Source organism: Paraconexibacter sp. AEG42_29, assembly GCF_040581415.1.
Classification (GTDB): domain Bacteria; phylum Actinomycetota; class Thermoleophilia; order Solirubrobacterales; family Solirubrobacteraceae; genus Paraconexibacter.
Map to the genome: position 1 here is coordinate 4,738,845 of NZ_CP114014.1, position 14,147 is coordinate 4,752,991.

At 72.3% G+C, this 14,147-nt stretch carries 16 protein-coding genes; 8 read left to right on the forward strand and 8 right to left on the reverse strand.

The window, feature by feature from the left end:
• Positions 1-50: 50 nt before the first annotated feature.
• A complete protein-coding gene (locus DSM112329_RS22995; RefSeq protein WP_354698891.1) occupies positions 51-1,277 on the reverse strand; it encodes an ATP-binding cassette domain-containing protein in 1,227 nt (408 codons plus the stop codon).
• Between the two features lie 158 nt (positions 1,278-1,435).
• On the opposite strand from DSM112329_RS22995, the gene DSM112329_RS23000 reads away from it, so the two are divergent.
• Together DSM112329_RS23000 and DSM112329_RS23005 are read left to right on the forward strand one after the other, a co-directional pair.
• Positions 1,436-2,233 carry a helix-turn-helix transcriptional regulator gene (locus DSM112329_RS23000; protein WP_354698892.1) on the forward strand — a complete coding sequence of 266 codons (798 nt, stop codon included), beginning with the start codon at positions 1,436-1,438 and terminating at the stop codon, positions 2,231-2,233.
• On the forward strand, positions 2,230-3,075 hold the full coding sequence (locus DSM112329_RS23005; protein WP_354698893.1) for a LuxR C-terminal-related transcriptional regulator: 846 nt from the start codon (positions 2,230-2,232) through the stop codon (positions 3,073-3,075). Before DSM112329_RS23000 ends, DSM112329_RS23005 begins: the two co-directional genes overlap by 4 nt.
• Before the next feature lie 237 nt (positions 3,076-3,312).
• Here the strand turns inward: DSM112329_RS23005 and DSM112329_RS23010 are convergent, their stop codons facing one another.
• From DSM112329_RS23010 to DSM112329_RS23020, 3 genes are all read right to left on the reverse strand, one after another.
• Entirely contained in the window at positions 3,313-4,209 is an 897-nt protein-coding gene (locus tag DSM112329_RS23010; protein ID WP_354698894.1) for a type IV toxin-antitoxin system AbiEi family antitoxin domain-containing protein, read from the reverse strand.
• A 108-nt stretch (positions 4,210-4,317) separates the two neighbouring features.
• A complete protein-coding gene (locus tag DSM112329_RS23015; protein WP_354698895.1) occupies positions 4,318-5,166 on the reverse strand; it encodes a hypothetical protein in 849 nt (282 codons plus the stop codon).
• A gap of 83 nt (positions 5,167-5,249) precedes the next feature.
• The gene (locus DSM112329_RS23020) at positions 5,250-6,029 is read right to left on the reverse strand and encodes a hypothetical protein (protein ID WP_354698896.1); all 780 of its coding nucleotides are present in this window, start codon (positions 6,027-6,029) and stop codon (positions 5,250-5,252) included.
• 149 nt (positions 6,030-6,178) lie between these two features.
• Between DSM112329_RS23020 and DSM112329_RS23025 the strand changes: the two genes are divergently transcribed.
• Positions 6,179-6,847 carry a TetR/AcrR family transcriptional regulator gene (locus DSM112329_RS23025; protein ID WP_354698897.1) on the forward strand — a complete coding sequence of 223 codons (669 nt, stop codon included), beginning with the start codon at positions 6,179-6,181 and terminating at the stop codon, positions 6,845-6,847.
• Entirely contained in the window at positions 6,847-7,461 is a 615-nt protein-coding gene (locus tag DSM112329_RS23030; protein ID WP_354698898.1) for a TetR/AcrR family transcriptional regulator, read from the forward strand. Before DSM112329_RS23025 ends, DSM112329_RS23030 begins: the two co-directional genes overlap by 1 nt.
• Positions 7,462-7,525: 64 nt before the next feature.
• On the opposite strand, the gene DSM112329_RS23035 is transcribed toward DSM112329_RS23030, so the two are convergent.
• Positions 7,526-8,245 (reverse strand): tyrosine-protein phosphatase, encoded by a 720-nt coding sequence (locus tag DSM112329_RS23035; RefSeq protein ID WP_354698899.1) that lies wholly within the window; start codon positions 8,243-8,245, stop codon positions 7,526-7,528.
• Between the two features lie 161 nt (positions 8,246-8,406).
• On the opposite strand from DSM112329_RS23035, the gene DSM112329_RS23040 reads away from it, so the two are divergent.
• Positions 8,407-9,330 (forward strand): hypothetical protein, encoded by a 924-nt coding sequence (locus DSM112329_RS23040; RefSeq protein WP_354698900.1) that lies wholly within the window; start codon positions 8,407-8,409, stop codon positions 9,328-9,330.
• Between the two features lie 78 nt (positions 9,331-9,408).
• Here the strand turns inward: DSM112329_RS23040 and DSM112329_RS23045 are convergent, their stop codons facing one another.
• The 3 genes from DSM112329_RS23045 to DSM112329_RS23055 are packed head-to-tail and all read right to left on the reverse strand — an operon-like array spanning position 9,409 to position 11,017.
• Complete coding sequence (locus DSM112329_RS23045) at positions 9,409-9,678, reverse strand: cytochrome C oxidase subunit IV family protein (protein WP_354698901.1); 270 nt, start codon at positions 9,676-9,678, stop codon at positions 9,409-9,411.
• 2 nt (positions 9,679-9,680) lie between these two features.
• Positions 9,681-10,265, reverse strand: a complete 585-nt coding sequence (locus tag DSM112329_RS23050) for a cytochrome c oxidase subunit 3 (RefSeq protein ID WP_354698902.1) — start codon at positions 10,263-10,265, stop codon at positions 9,681-9,683.
• Positions 10,262-11,017: a hypothetical protein gene (locus DSM112329_RS23055; RefSeq protein ID WP_354698903.1), complete on the reverse strand. Its 756-nt coding sequence runs from the start codon at positions 11,015-11,017 to the stop codon at positions 10,262-10,264. Before DSM112329_RS23055 ends, DSM112329_RS23050 begins: the two co-directional genes overlap by 4 nt.
• Before the next feature lie 126 nt (positions 11,018-11,143).
• On the opposite strand from DSM112329_RS23055, the gene DSM112329_RS23060 reads away from it, so the two are divergent.
• Genes DSM112329_RS23060 through DSM112329_RS23070 form a run of 3 tightly spaced genes read left to right on the forward strand, consistent with a single transcriptional unit; the run spans position 11,144 to position 14,066 of the window.
• Positions 11,144-12,721, forward strand: coding sequence for a carboxyl transferase domain-containing protein (locus tag DSM112329_RS23060; protein ID WP_354698904.1), 1,578 nt, complete (start codon positions 11,144-11,146; stop codon positions 12,719-12,721).
• 53 nt (positions 12,722-12,774) lie between these two features.
• Positions 12,775-13,407 (forward strand): 30S ribosomal protein S4, encoded by a 633-nt coding sequence (gene rpsD / locus DSM112329_RS23065; RefSeq protein WP_354698905.1) that lies wholly within the window; start codon positions 12,775-12,777, stop codon positions 13,405-13,407.
• Complete coding sequence (locus DSM112329_RS23070; protein ID WP_354698906.1) at positions 13,404-14,066, forward strand: transglutaminase family protein; 663 nt, start codon at positions 13,404-13,406, stop codon at positions 14,064-14,066. Before rpsD ends, DSM112329_RS23070 begins: the two co-directional genes overlap by 4 nt.
• Positions 14,067-14,147: the final 81 nt, after the last annotated feature.

A 14,147-nucleotide genomic window follows, 5' to 3' on the forward strand; every position in this document is an offset into this window, starting at 1 on the left:
CTGATTCGACCCTCGGTCGGGTCGACCATACACTATGTCCGGTCAGCGCGTCAGGCGTCCATACCGAGCGGCCCCTCCGACTGCCCGGCGAGGAACTGCTTGATGAACGGCTCTTCCGAGGAGAGCAGCTCCTGGGCCATCCCGGCCGCCAGGGTCTGCCCCCGCCAGAGCACCGCCATGTAGTCGGCGATGCGCTTGGCCAGCGCGATGTTGTGGGTCACGACGATCATCGTGCCGCCGTACTGCGCGTGCTGCTCGACCAGGACGTCCCCGAGCAGCGCCGTGCGCACCGGATCCAGGCCGGAGTCGGGCTCGTCGCAGAGGATGATGCTCGGGTTCAGCACCAGCGCGCGGGCCAGGCCGGCGCGCTTGCGCATGCCGCCGGAGAGCTCGCCGGGCATCCGCTCGATGGCGTAGAGCATCCCGACGGAGTCCAGGCGGTCCTCGACGACCTCCCGGACCTCCTTCTCGTTCAGGTCGGTGTGCTGCCGCAGCGGGAACGCGACGTTGTCGTAGACGTTCATCGCGCTGAACAGCGCGCCGTCCTGGAACATCACCCCGATTCCGCGGCGCAGCCCGAGGACCTCGGCGCGGCTCATCGCCTTCAGCGACTTGCCGCGGATCAGGACGTCGCCCTGGTCGGCCTGCAACACGCCGATGATGTGCGACAGCAGCACGCTCTTGCCGGTGCCGGACGGGCCGAGCACCACGGTGATGGTGCCCTCGGGGATCCCGAGGTCCAGCCCGCGCAGGACGGCGTTGGACCCGAACGCCTTGTGCAGGCCGCGGGTCTCGATCGCCAGCAGCTCGTTGTCGATCGTCTCGCCGACGGCGCCGCCGCCGCGCTCGAGCTCGTCGACCCCGGTGAGGCCCGCATCCTCCTGCAGGGCACCGCGGATGATCGGCTCGACCTCGAGGTACTTGCGCACCGGGCCGCGGAACTCAACGTCCCCGCCGAGGATGGCCGCCACGAGCGAGTACGTGCCGGTGACGGCGGCCTCGGCCTGCTTCGCGGACAGGAACAGCTCGATCTCGGACGGTTCGAGGTCCACGACCTCGCACGGGCGCCGGTCCAGGCGGATCGTGAACGACTGGTCCGCCCGGTCCTGCACGTTGAACGCGACGGTGGTCGGGACGTGCACGAGCCGCTCGATCGAGGGGCGCCCGGAGGCGAACACGCGCTGGTGTGCTTGGCGGAGATCGACGGACACGAGGGTGGCAGAGCCGACGGTGCGACCCGCGTACGACACTCCGCCGTGGGCAAGATCATCGGACACGGTGTTCGACGCTACACGTCGACGGCGACGGGTGTCAACACCGGACAGACAATATGTTTGAACGCGCTGTCTGGTCGCCGTGTGGCCGGCCGTCTCCGAACGCGACGGACATGGCCTGCGCGGCCCCTGCTCCGGCCTCGTGGGAGGATCGCACGGCGGTGGACGTCAAGGACCTCATCCCGAGCTACGAACGTCTCAGCGCGCTCGAGGACCTCGACGACCTGCTCACCGTCGCGGCGGAGGTCGCCGCGGACACACTGGGCTTCGACCGTGCCGTGGTGGCCGCCGTCGCCGACGGTCGCGTGGGCCGGGTCGTCGGTGCGTCGCCCGCCGGCGAAGAGCTGCGAGCCGGCCTGCTCGCGGGCCGGACGAGGCTCTGGACCGACGATGACTCCGGCGGGCCGCCCGTCCTGCCCACGACGCTGCCGCCCGGGCTGCGGCCGGGCCTCGGCCTCGGCCGCCACATCTGGGCCTGGGTCGCGCCCGACGACCGGCCACTCGCGCTGCTGATCGCCGACGGGCGCGCGGCCCCGATCCGTGCGGGCGACCGGACGGCGGCGCGGAACGTCGCGGCGGTCGTCGGCATCGCCGTCGAGCGCGTGGTCCTGCGCCGGCGCTCGCGGGCGTTCGCCGCCGACGTGAGCGCCTTCGGCGTGCTGGCGCGGGGCATGTCCAGGGAGGTGCTCGACGGGGAGCCCACGTTGCCGGCCGGTCCCGACAGCGGGCGCGACGCCATGGCCGCGCTCCCGGACGTGGCGCTGCTCGCGCGGCTCACGCCGCAGGAGCGACGGGTGGCGGTCCTGCTCGGCGAAGGCCGGACGAACGCGGCCATCGGCGAGCTGCTCCTGCTCGCGCCGGACACCGTGAAGGCCCACGTCGGACGTATCCGGCGCAAGCTCGGGGCGAGCACCCGGGTGGAGGCGATCGCGTTGCTCCTCGGGACGCCGCGGGCGTGAGCACGGCGGCACAGAGCGCGCAGCTGCTCGCCGCGTACGCCGCGTTCCGCACCGCGCGGAGCGTCGAGGACCTCTTCGCGGCGGCCGCCGAGGCCGCCCCCGCAGCGACCGGCTTCGACCGCGCGATCATCGCCGCGGTCCGCGACGGGCACCTGACGGCGGCGGGGTCGCGGCCGATCGGGCATGGCCCGAGCGACGAGCTGCGCCGGCGCCTGATGGCCGACCCGGTCCGCCTGCGCCCCGGCACCGAGGAGGCCGAGCACACCCGGCTCGTCCGCCGGCCGCGCGCCGCGGGACGCGTCCCCGGGGCCGCAGAGGCCCTGGGGCTCGGCGCCCACGCGCTCGCGGTGGTGGCGCCCCGCAGCAAGGCGCTCGCGCTGGTCGTGGTCGACCGCGCGCGACGTCCTCCGAGCGCTGCCGACCTCGAACGGGTCGACGCGTTCGCCGGGCTGGTGGCGATCGCGCTGGGCCACCTGCTGCTGCGCCGGCAGGTCGCGGACCTGGCGCAGGAGGTGCGGCAGTTCGCCGGCACGGCGCAGGCGCTCGCCGCGGAGGTCCGGGATGCACCGGCCGCGATCGTCGGCGAGGGGCTCGTCGATCCGCGGCTGATCGCCGGGGCCGACGCGGGGCGGGGTGACGCGGCCGACGTCTACGGGCGGCTGAGCGAGAAGGAGCGCCCGGTCGCGCGCCTGGTGGCCGCGGGGCGCTCGAACCGCGAGATCGCCGCCGCGCTCACCCTCTCCCCCGAGACGGTCAAGTCGCACGTGGCGAGCATCCTGCGCAAGCTCGGGGTGCCGGGGCGCGTGGAGGCGGCGACGCTCCTGCTGCGCGCGGAGCGCTGAACGGTCGCGGTCGCGGTCGCGGTCGCGGTGGCCGGCGGTGGGCCGTGGATGTGTGGTCCGGCGGTCGTCCGGACCCGGCGCGCGCTCGATGTGCCACCACACGCCACCCGCGCACGTGGTGGCACATCGGCCGCGGTCGCCCGCTGGACCGCCCCGGACCATGGGCGCTCGATGTGCCACCACACGCCACCCGCGCACGTGGTGGCACATCGAGTGGGCCGCGCGGCGGAGGCGACGTCAGCGGGCGCCGGCGAGCGCGGCCTTGATCCGCGCCGCGGTAGCCGCCGGGTCGCGCGTGACGTCCGACCACGACAGGCGGATGACCGTGTACCCGCGCTCCCGGAGCCACGCGTCCTTCTCGGCGTCGCGGCGGCGCTGGGCAGCGGTCGCGTGGAACGCCTTGCCGTCCGTCTCGACCACCAGCCAGGCACCCGGCCACCGGAAGTCCGGCACCCAGGGCCCGAGCGGCTCGTTCACCAGCGGCCGCGGGATGCCGTAGGCGTCGCACAGCCGCAGGAAGCGCAGCTCCAGGACGCTTGCGACCGCGGCCGGGTCGACCGCGCCCTCGAGCACCGCCCTCAGGTTCGGCGTCCCGCGGTAGCCGCGGCGGCAGAGGACCTCGGCCGCGAGCTCGTCCGGATCGAGCTTGTGCAGCACCTGCGCCTGCTCGAACACACGCTCCAGGCGGCTCAGCGGCAGGACGGCAGCAAGGTCGAGCAGGGTCCGGACCAGCGTGGTCACGCGCAGCCCTCGATGGATCGTCACGTGCTCCGGCGGCAGCTCGGCGCGGTGCACGGTGATCGTCGGCCGGCCGCGCCGGCGGGTCCCGGGCGGAATCGTGACCGTCGTCCTGACGGCGCCGCGGAGGACCTCCCACTGGGCGCCGGCCGCGTGGAAGCTGAGCGTGGCGTCATCCCCCATCGTCAGGAGCGCCGAGGCGAACGTCGCTTCTCGCGGGCGCTGCTTGTGTCCCACCAGGTAGACGCCGCGGTGCTCTCGCACGAGCCACCCCCGCCCGCACAGCCGGCGGATCTGCGATTCGGAGACGCCGGCTTTCCGGAGCTCAGCCCAGGTGATGCGGCCGTGTTGGCGTTCGGCGACGCGCCGGACCTTCTTCATGACGGAGGCGTTCATGCCCCCTATAGGTCGCGGGCGACCGGCTTCGCCCCTCTAACCCAGCGCTCGATGTGCCACCACCTGCCACCCGCGCACGTGGTGGCACATCGAGCGGGTGCGCCAGGGTCAGACGCCGACGGGCACCCGGTCCGGCCGCCCGGCGACCGGCGCCGGCTCGGCCGCGGGCCCGGGGACGCTCGGCGCGGGCGGCTCCGGTGGGCGCTTGCCGGTCGCCACCAGCGAGATCACCCAGACCAGGAACGCGATCAGGCCGACCGTGATGATCGCCGAGCCGTAGGTGAACCAGTACGACATGTCGCCGCCCAGGGTCACGTACATCGGCCAGCCCGTCCCCGCGTTCGACAGGCCCTCGGAGACGAAGATCAGCGGGATCACACCGGCGAGGCCCCAGCCGCGCCCGAAGTACGGCTTGACGCCGTACACGAACGCACCGGCGGCGAGCGCAGTGAAGGCGTTCGCGCAGCCCCACCACAGCGGGTGACCCCAGATGTTGAAGGGCTGGTTGCCGTAGTAGTTGTAGACGTCGGTGAAGAGTCCGGGAGCCTCGAGCAGGTAGTTCACCAGGACGAACGTCCCCCAGAGCTGGAAGACGCCCTTCGTGGTGATGCCCTTCTCGAACTGCTTGCACGTGTAGTACGCGAAGCCGCCGATGTACCACGGGTAGATGATCGGGACGAACAGGGGCATCGTCCGGTCCAGGAAGGTGAACGTCCCGATCGAGCCGTTCTCCGTCAGGTAGACCATCCCCATCACGTCGACGAACGGCTCGAACAGTGATGCGGCCAGGCCGCCGACCAGGCAGAACGCGAGCAGCGGTCCCTGCCCGGTGCGCAGGTGCCGGATCGCCAGGTAGATGACGGCGACGAGGGGAACGGCACCCCCGATCGTGAAGATCAGCTCGGCGGTCTGCGGCATCTCGATGCCCGTCGGCGGGCTCGGCACGGCTGCAAGCATGGGTCAACGTCCTCCCTGGTTCACCAGACGAGTCGACCATACATCCTGTCTGGCGCCGCTGCAAGCCCCGCCATCGGCGGCCGTCACTCCACGCGCCGGACGTCGAGCGTGTAGACGAAGACGCCGCAGACGCTCACGGTCCGGCCCGCGCCGCGCGGGCATCCGCGGTCCCGGCCCGCGTGCCTCACCACCTCGCGGATCTGCGTCCGCTGCCCCGGCTTCAGCCGGCCGATCTCACCGAGCGCGGTGGCGTCGAGGGGAATCTCGCCGGGAAGGCCGATCTCGTCGGGGAGCATGTCGGACGTGGCGAGCGGGCAGTCGTCGAGCAGGCTCTCGACCGGTCCGCCCGCCAGTCCGTACAGCGTCCGCTTGCGCAGGACGAGGCCGAGCGACCCGCCCTTCGCCGAGGACCGGGCGCAGTTGCCGTTCAGGCGTTCGTCGGCCGGGACGTCCGGGCACGGGCCGTACTCGCTGGTCGGCCCGCAGCCGCACGGATACCCGCGGTGCTGGGTGCCGCTCGTCCTCAGGCGGGTGCTGACCTTCGCCTGCAGGAACGAGTGACTCAGGATCAGGCCGACCGGGCCTGGCGGGTCGAAGACGGTCAGGATGCCCTGCCGCGCGGTCCTGATGCTCGTGGTGACCAGGCCGTCGACCTTCGTCCAGGACGCGCAGCGGTCGCCGATCTTGCCCTCGCGGACGGTGAAGTCGGTGCTGTCGGTCGCGGAGATGGTGGTGCGGTACTCGCGCGGCTCGACCGCACCGGCCGCGGCCGGCGCCGGGGCTGCACCAGTCAGGCCGGCGAGGGCGAGGGCGGCCGCGCAGGCGACGTTCGACGGCAGGCGGCGGGGTGAACGGGGGCTCATGGCGGCGACACTAGGCACGGCCCGCGGCGCCCACATCGGGTGACTCCCTCGCCCGACGACCCGCGGAGCGCGAGCGTCGGGAGTCGTCCGGACACCGCGTTTATACGCCGTGAATGGACACCCCCGGACCCACCGGTAGAGTGCCGGGAGTGAGCGCCAGCCCCGCCGGTCGGAAGCGACCCCGAGCCCATACCGGAGACCAGGCGGCCGAGCGCGCGATCTTCGAGGCCACCGAGCAACTGCTGGCCGACGAGCGCCTGCACGACCTGTCCGTCGCCCAGATCATCAAGGCGGCCGGCCTCTCCCGGGCCAGCTTCTACCACTACTTCAGCTCGAAGTTCGAGGTCGTCGCCGCCCTGATGGCGCGGATCTGGGACGAGATCTACTCCGACACCCACACGGAGCTCGAGGGACCGTGGGAGGACCCGGGCGACGCGCTCCGGTCCAGCCTGCGGACGGGCATGGAGGGCTGGTTCGCGCACAAGGCCGTGATCCACGCCGTGCTCGAGAACCAGCACGCGGTGCCGGCTCTGGCCGAGGCGTGGTCGGCGCTGTCCGGGCGCTTCGCCGCCGCGCTCGCCGAGCAGATCCGCCGCGAGCGCGAGGCCGGCCGTGCCCAGGCGGGGCCGTCCGCCCTGCCGCCGGAGACGATCGCGACGATGCTCGTCTGCGGCGCCGAGCGCATCTTCTACGTCGGATCGACCGGGACGGACAGCCGGATGCGCACGCACGACCAGCGCCTCGACGCGATCGTGACGATCGCGCTCGCGGCGATCTACGGCTCACCGACCGGCCCCGCGGCCGCGAAGGCCGCCTGATGGCCACCGCTGCGGCACCCCGGGAGGCGGCGGACGGCAGCGCCCGGGCCGCCATCCTCGGGGCGACCGAGCGCCTCCTGCAGGACGAGTCCCTCGACGAGCTCAGCGTGGCCCAGATCCTGACGGCGGCAAACGTCTCCCGCGCCACGTTCTACTTCTACTTCGCGAGCAAGGACGACGCGTTCATCGCGCTGCTGGCCGGCTTCATGGACACCTTCGTCCCGCGCTTCGAGGCGATCGTCGGGGACGTCGAGCGTCGCCGCGACCCGGCCCTCCTGCGCGAGGACATCGCCGCATGGCTCGCGATCGAGCCTCCGCACGAGGTGATCGTGCGCAGCGCCGTGGAGGAATGGCCGCGCCGCGCGGAGCTGCAGGCCGTCTACCTGGCGGGCCAGCGGCGCCTGTCGAAGGCCCTCGCCAAGGCGATCGATCAGGACCGGAAGGCCGGCGTCGCCCTCGCGAGCATCCCGAGCGCGCAGCTGGCGGCCGGCTGGATGTGGACGATGGAGCGCTCCTGGTACGAGGCGGTCGGCGGCGCGACGCACATGCGGGACCTGCCCGCCGTCCGCGACGCCCTCGCGGCGACGCTGGTCGCCGCGATCTACGGCCGCTGAGGACCGTCCGGCCGGCGGCCCGCGGACCGGTCCGCACGCCGCCGGACGAGGAGCACCGCCCGGGTCAGCCCTGGACGACGAGCCGCGTGCGCAGCCGCGCGACGGCGCCCGGGTCCAGCCCCTGCGCGATCAGCCACGCCGCCGCCCCGCCGGCCGCGTCGAAGACGTCGAGCGCCGTCTGGATCGCGGCCGCCGGGGCGGTGAAGGCCTCGGGGTGCTTCGTGCGCAGCTTGGCCATCAGCTCGGCGCCTTCGCCGGCGCTCATGCGCTCGACGACTCCGCTCATGTTGGCCTCGGTGGCCACGTAGTCCGCGACGATGTCCCCCCGCGCGACGCCGGCGGCGGCGAGGACCGCAGCGATGACCATGCCGGTGCGGTCCTTGCCGGCGGCACAGTGGATGAGCACAGGCCCGGGCGCGTCGGCGACCACGCCGGCGACCGCGGCGATCCTGCCACCGGCGGCGTCGATCGTCCGCGCGTAGAGGCCTTCGAGCCCGCCCTCGAGCAGCTGGCTCCCACCCGCGATCTCCTGGACCGAGAGGTGTGCGGTGAGCGGGTGGTGCCGCACGTCGGCGCCGAGACCCGCGAGCGGGTGCTCGGTGTTCTTCTCCCCCGAGGCGCGCAGGTCGACGACCGTGCGCGGCGGCCAGACCGGCAGCCCCCCGTCGCCGTCCCCGTCCCACGGGGCGTCTCCGCGGTACAGGATCCCCGACGCGACCTGGCCACCACCGGCGACCGGGATGCCGCCGACGTCGCGGAGGTTCTGCATCGCGGAGAGGTACATCGCCTATCAGATAGCGCACGCGCGGCGGGCGTTGTGAACGGCATGCGAAACTCCCCTTGCACCCCGACCAGACACTGCGTATGGTTGCGTTGTATGGGGCGCCCGCCCCTCGACGTCATCAATGAGGAGGTTGACGCTTCGTGCTGTCAGAGGAATATGGGATGCAGCCCGCGCCGGGTTACGGGAAGCTGCTTCCCAACGCGCCGAACCTGCATCCGTCCGATTTCGAGATGTGGTTCTTCCTGTTCTGGGCGGGCGCGCTCGTGGTCGTCATCGCGCTGCCCTGGGCCTTCATGCAGTACCGCAAGGGCAATCACATGCCCGCGCTGTGCCTCGCGGGCGGCCTGGCCTGCTCCATCCAGGAGCCGATGTGGGACCACCTGGGGCACCTGCGCTGGGCCGAGGCGCTGCCGGACGCGTTCAGCAACTTCGGTCTTGACGTCCCCGTCCTGATCCCGCCGTGTTACATGCTGTTCTTCGGCCTCGAGGTGTTCTTCATCTTCACGATGCTGAACCGCGGCATCACGCGGAAGGACCTCGCGCTGCTGTTCGTCGCCTGCGGCATCACGGACGCGATCATGGAGCACCCGGGCCTGCTGATGGGCATCTACGAGTACTACGGCAACGGCGGCCCGCAGCCGTTCGACTTCGGCAACAAGTTCCCGTTCTACTGGTCGATCGTGAACTCGGCCGGGTTCATGGCCGGCGGCGTCATGTGCCACTACCTGTGGCCGAAGCTCAAGGGCAAGGGCTGGAAGGAGCTCATCATCATCGCGATCCCGCCCGTGGGGATGATGGTCGGCTACAGCTTCACCGCGTGGCCCGTGTTCCTGGCCATCAACGCCAACATCTCCGTCGAGCTGCAGTGGATCCTCGGCGGCGGCGGCTGCGTCATCGGCGCGATCGGGTTCGTCTACCTGGTGGCCGAGCTCGTCTGCGTCGAGGAGTCCGACGTCGAGTGGACCCTCTGGAACCTGTTCAAGGCACGCTTCATGCTGCCGGCGCAGCGTGAGCGGTTCTACGAGTCGGGCGGCAAGACGACGAAGCGGCAGCCGAAGGTCGTGGCGAGCACCACCACGAAGTAGCCACACCCCGGTCCCACGCCGTACCGGACGGCCGTCCCGCAAGGGGCGGCCGTCCGTCGTTCCAGCCCTCGACCCGCCTCAGACCACGTTGTAGAGGACCAGCAGCACCGCGAGGACGACGACCACGTAGGCCTCGAAGATCCCCTTCAGCGGCTGCAGCGCGCCGCCGAGCTCCATGAACTCGTGGCCCACGAGCCAGACCTTGACGAAGGCGACGACGAGGACGATCGCGGCGACCGTCGTGTGCGAGCCGGAGCCGTGGTCGGCCCCGAGGATCCAGGAGACGCACGTCGCGGCGACCAGCACCACGTAGACGGCGAAGAGGCGGGTGCGGAGCAGGGCGGCCATGGTCAGTTCACCAGGTAGAGGAGCGGGAAGAGGACGACCCAGAGCAGGTCGACCATGTGCCAGTAGCTCGCGCCGCTCTCGATCAGCATGCGGTCCTTGGCGGTGAGCGCGGGCCGTCCCGAGAGGCGCATCAGCCACACCAGGACGCCGATGCCGGCGGTGACGTGCAGCAGGTGGATGGCCGTGAAGACGTAGAAGTAGGCGAAGAAGTCGTTCGTCGCGGGGACCAGGCCGGCGTCGATCTTCGTCCCGTACTCGGCGGCCTTGATGACGGCGAAGCCGAGCCCGCAGGCGAGCGCGAACCCGAACAGCTTCCGCGCCCGCAGGTGGTGGGCCGCCCCCGGCTCGCGGGCGGCCCGCACGGCGAGCGCGACGAGGACGGAGCTGGTCAGCAGCAGGATCGTGTTGAGGGCGCCGGACGTCACGCTCAGGCGCGCCTGGGACTCCCGCACCAGGTCGGGCTGCTCGGCGGCCAGCACGACGATCACGGCGAAGAAGACCGCGAAGACGATCATGTCTCCGATCACGAAGACCCAGATGCCGACCTCGCCAGGGCTGCGGCGCGCACGCGCGGAGGGGGTGCTCATGCGGGGACGGCCTCCCGGTCGGCGGACGTCGGCGGCGGGGCGGTGGCCCCCGCAGCCGCGGACTCCTCCTCGGCCCGCTGCTCGCGGATCGCCCTCCGCAGGACGTGGCTCATCACGATGAACCAGTTGCCGAACAGCACGGCCACGACCCAGAAGACGACGGCGCCGTTCCAGGCGAACGCCCCATCCTTGAAGTAGACGACCAGCAGACCCGGCAGGAAGAGGAACGCGGTCCAGAGGTTGTAGTACCCGACCCAGCGGGGCAGGATCGGCTTCTCGCGCTGGTCGGCGAGGATCGCGACGCCGATCGCAGCGAGCTGGACGCAGGCCGGCGGGAAGTTGCCGATGAACGGCAGGAACGCGAGGTCGTTGAGCGCCTCGGTGATCTGCGGGTCGCGGGTCGGCTCGAAGGCAGCAGCGAGGAACATCCACATCGGGACGAGGATCGCCAGGACCCCCGCGGTGCCACCGATCAGTTGCAGCGTCGGCAGCGGCGAGTCCGGCCCGGCGATGCGCCGCAGCTGCACGCTGATGAGCGCGACGAGCGGCGCCGTGAGGCCGGCCGAGATCATCATCACCACGAGGCCGGCCCGCAGGCTGTCGGTGTCCTCCTGGTAGAAGGCGGCGACGCGCTCCGCGTTCCAGCCCGGGGACGGCGGCGGGATCATCCCGGCGACGATGAAGCCGGTGAAGAAGACCGCGACGAACGCCGGCCCGCACCACGCACACCACATCTGGATTCGTGAGTTCACTGCCGCCCCTCCGGAGCTCCGTTGCCGATCAGCCGACTCACCATACATGTTGTCCGTACGGTCCGTTTATGGCCGGAAGAGGGCCGGACACGGGTTCCGAACAACCTGTCCACTAGCATCGCCGACGTGTCCGAGCAGCCGCCAGACCCCCGCGACCTCCCCGAGCCCGGAGAGGTCACGAAGGCCGCCGGCGGGGCCGAGCTGGACCGGCGCCGCGCGCTCGCCGACGGCATGGGCGGGGCCACGCGCGTCGCCGCCCACCGCGCCGCCGGCAAGCTGACCGCGCGCGAGCGGATCGCCCTGCTCGTCGACGAGGGCTCGTTCGTGGAGCTCGGCCGGCTCGCGTTGTCAGACCGGCCCGAGGTCGGCGAGCGTGCCCCGGCCGACGCTGCGGTCACCGGCGTCGGCACCGTCGACGGCCGCAAGGTGGGCGTCATCGCGATCGACGCGACCGTGCTCGCCGGCAGCACGGGCAAGGTGGGCGCCCGCAAGCAGGGGCAGATCTTCAGCCTGGCCGCCCGCAAGGGCTACCCGATCGTGACGCTCGGCGACGCGAACGGCGGCCGCCTTCCCGACCTGCTCGGCTCGGACTTCGGCGGATCCGCGGGCGGCGACGAGGGTGAGCACTTCCTCGGCATCCGCGTCACGGGCGACCGCATCCCGCGCGTCAGCGCGATCCTCGGCAACGCGTACGGCGACCCGGCGCTGTGGTCCGGGGCGTCCGACTTCGTCGTGATGTCCGAGGGCTGCTCGATCGCGCTCTCGGGCCCGTCGCTCGTCGGCTCGTCGACCGGCGCGGCGACGACGCACATGGACCTCGGCGGGCCCGAGGTGACCGTGAAGACCTCCGGCCTCGTGACCCAGCTGCACCCGACCGAGCAGGCCACGATCGGGGCGATCCGGACGTATCTGAGCTACCTGCCCTCGCACGCGGCCCTCGACCCGCCGCTCGCGGAGCCCGTCCCGCCGGCCACGCCGGGCGCCGACCTGGCCGCGATCGTCCCCGACCGCGGGCGCCGGGGCTACGACGTGCGCAAGGTGATCGACGGCGTCGTCGACGGCGGGTCGTTCTTCGAGCTGCACCCGGACTTTGCGCGCTCGATCGTCGTCGGGCTCGCCCGCGTCGAGGGCCGGCCGGTCGGCATCGTCGCGAACCAGCCGAAGTTCCGCGGGGGCGTCCTTGACGCCCCCGCGATCACGAAGGCGCACCGGCTGATCGACCTGTGCAGCGGTTTCGGGCTGCCGCTCGTCTTCCTGCAGGACATGCCGGGCGTGATGATCGGGATCGAGGCCGAGCGCCTGGGGGTCGGCCAGCGGCTCATGGGGCTGTTCACCGCGGTGGCGCGATCACCCGTCCCCAAGGTCACGATCATCCTGCGCAAGGCCTTCGGCTTCGGCTACATCGCCCTCGGCGGCCCGTCGATGGGGACCGACTACGCGGTCGCCTGGCCGAACGCCGAGATCGGGTTCATGTCCGCCCCGAACGCGGTGCAGGTGCTGTACGCCAAGCGGATCGCAGCCGCGCGCGAGGCCGGCGGCGACGCAGCCGCGCAGGCGCTGGCGGCCGAGCTCGAAGCCGAGACGCACAGCCACTTCGCCCCCTGGCAGGCCGCCACGCAGTCGTTCCTGCACGACGTGATCCAGCCGGAGGAGACGCGGCAGGCGGTCGTCGACGGGCTGTTCATCGGGACCGGCTACCACTGACGCGGCACCCTTCGTCAGGGCGCCCTTACCGTTGTTAGGTTACCCTTACACGAATGGGACGCTACACCGGACCGGTAGAGAAGCTCGAGCGGCGCGAAGGGGTCGACCTCGGCCTGAAGGGCGAACGCTCGCTGCTGGGGAAGACCGCCCTCGCGCGTCGCGGACCGGTGCCCCCGGGCGAGCACGGGATGCGCCGCCGCAACAAGCAGAGCATCTACGCGACGCAGCTGCGCGAGACCCAGAAGCTCAAGCTCATGTACGGCGTCCGCGAGAAGCAGTTCCGCCGCTACCTCGTGATCGCATCACGCCGCCGCGACGTCACCACCGGCGCCGCCCTGCTCGAGATCCTCGAGCGCCGGCTCGACAACGTCGTCTACCGGATCGGGCTGGCGAACACCCGCGCGCAGGCGCGGCAGTTCGTCTCCCACGGGCACATCCTCGTCGACGGGGTGCGCTGCAACATCGGGTCGCGGCTGCTCGAGGCGGGCAACACCGTCGCGCTGCAGACCGGGTCCGCCGTCGAGCCGATCGCGCGCGAGGCGACGCAGTCCCTGGGCCGGGTCGAGCGCTGGCTGGAGGCCGACCTCGACGCACTGCGCGGCCGGGTCGTGCGCGCCCCGAACCGTGACGAGATCACGGTCCCGGTCGACGAGCAGCAGGTCATCGAGCGGTACTCGCGCCGGTGAGCTCCACCGATCCGCAGCACGCCCCGTTCGGCCGGGTCGTCGCCCTCCACGACCCGTCGCTCGAGGCCATCGCCTGGGCGCTCGTCGGGGCGCTCGGCGGGGACACGGCCGCCCGCCTCCACGCCCGCACCAGCGTCCTTGCGCAGCGCCTCGACGGCGTCGGGTCCGACCCGGCGCTGCAGCTCGACGCGCTCTCCGGCCGCGTGGCCTGCGGCTTCGCCGTCCCCCGCCGCGCCGCACCGGACCTCGAGGACCTGCTGCCTGACCGCGTCCTCGAGTCCCGGAGCGGGACCGCGCTCACCGTCGCGCTGCTCGTGGCCGTCGTCGGCCAGCGCCGCGGCTGGGACGTCGAGATCGTGTGCGGGAAGGCGATGGCGTTCGTCGCGCATCGCCGGCTGGACCACCCGCTCGTGTGCTCGCCGCAGCACGACGGCCGGCTGATCGACGCCCGCGACGTCGAGGACGGCGACCTGTGGCGGATGTGCGCGCACGAGGTCGCGGACACGCTGCTCGCGCGGATCGCCGGGCGCGCCCGCGGGATCGCGCGGCACGACCTGGCGACGCGCGCGCTCGAGCTCTCGTGCGTCCTGCCGGGCACGCCGCAGGACATCGCGCGCCGTCAGATGGCGCTGACGCGGGCGCGGTCCGCCTTCAACTGACCCGCCGGACCCGCCGGTTGACCGTCTGACGACCGGTTTTGGCCGTCCCGACGACCAAAACTGGTCGTCAGACGGGTGGAA

Coding starts and splice junctions, on each gene's coding strand:
- DSM112329_RS23010 (WP_354698894.1), bottom strand. CDS start 4,209: ATGAACGCCTCCGTCATGAAGAAGGTCCGGCGCGTCGCCGAACGCCAA.
- DSM112329_RS23015 (WP_354698895.1), bottom strand. CDS start 5,166: ATGCTTGCAGCCGTGCCGAGCCCGCCGACGGGCATCGAGATGCCGCAG.
- DSM112329_RS23020 (WP_354698896.1), bottom strand. CDS start 6,029: ATGAGCCCCCGTTCACCCCGCCGCCTGCCGTCGAACGTCGCCTGCGCG.
- DSM112329_RS23030 (WP_354698898.1), top strand. CDS start 6,847: ATGGCCACCGCTGCGGCACCCCGGGAGGCGGCGGACGGCAGCGCCCGG.
- DSM112329_RS23035 (WP_354698899.1), bottom strand. CDS start 8,245: ATGTACCTCTCCGCGATGCAGAACCTCCGCGACGTCGGCGGCATCCCG.
- DSM112329_RS23040 (WP_354698900.1), top strand. CDS start 8,407: ATGCAGCCCGCGCCGGGTTACGGGAAGCTGCTTCCCAACGCGCCGAAC.
- DSM112329_RS23045 (WP_354698901.1), bottom strand. CDS start 9,678: ATGGCCGCCCTGCTCCGCACCCGCCTCTTCGCCGTCTACGTGGTGCTG.
- DSM112329_RS23050 (WP_354698902.1), bottom strand. CDS start 10,265: ATGAGCACCCCCTCCGCGCGTGCGCGCCGCAGCCCTGGCGAGGTCGGC.
- rpsD (WP_354698905.1), top strand. CDS start 12,775: ATGGGACGCTACACCGGACCGGTAGAGAAGCTCGAGCGGCGCGAAGGG.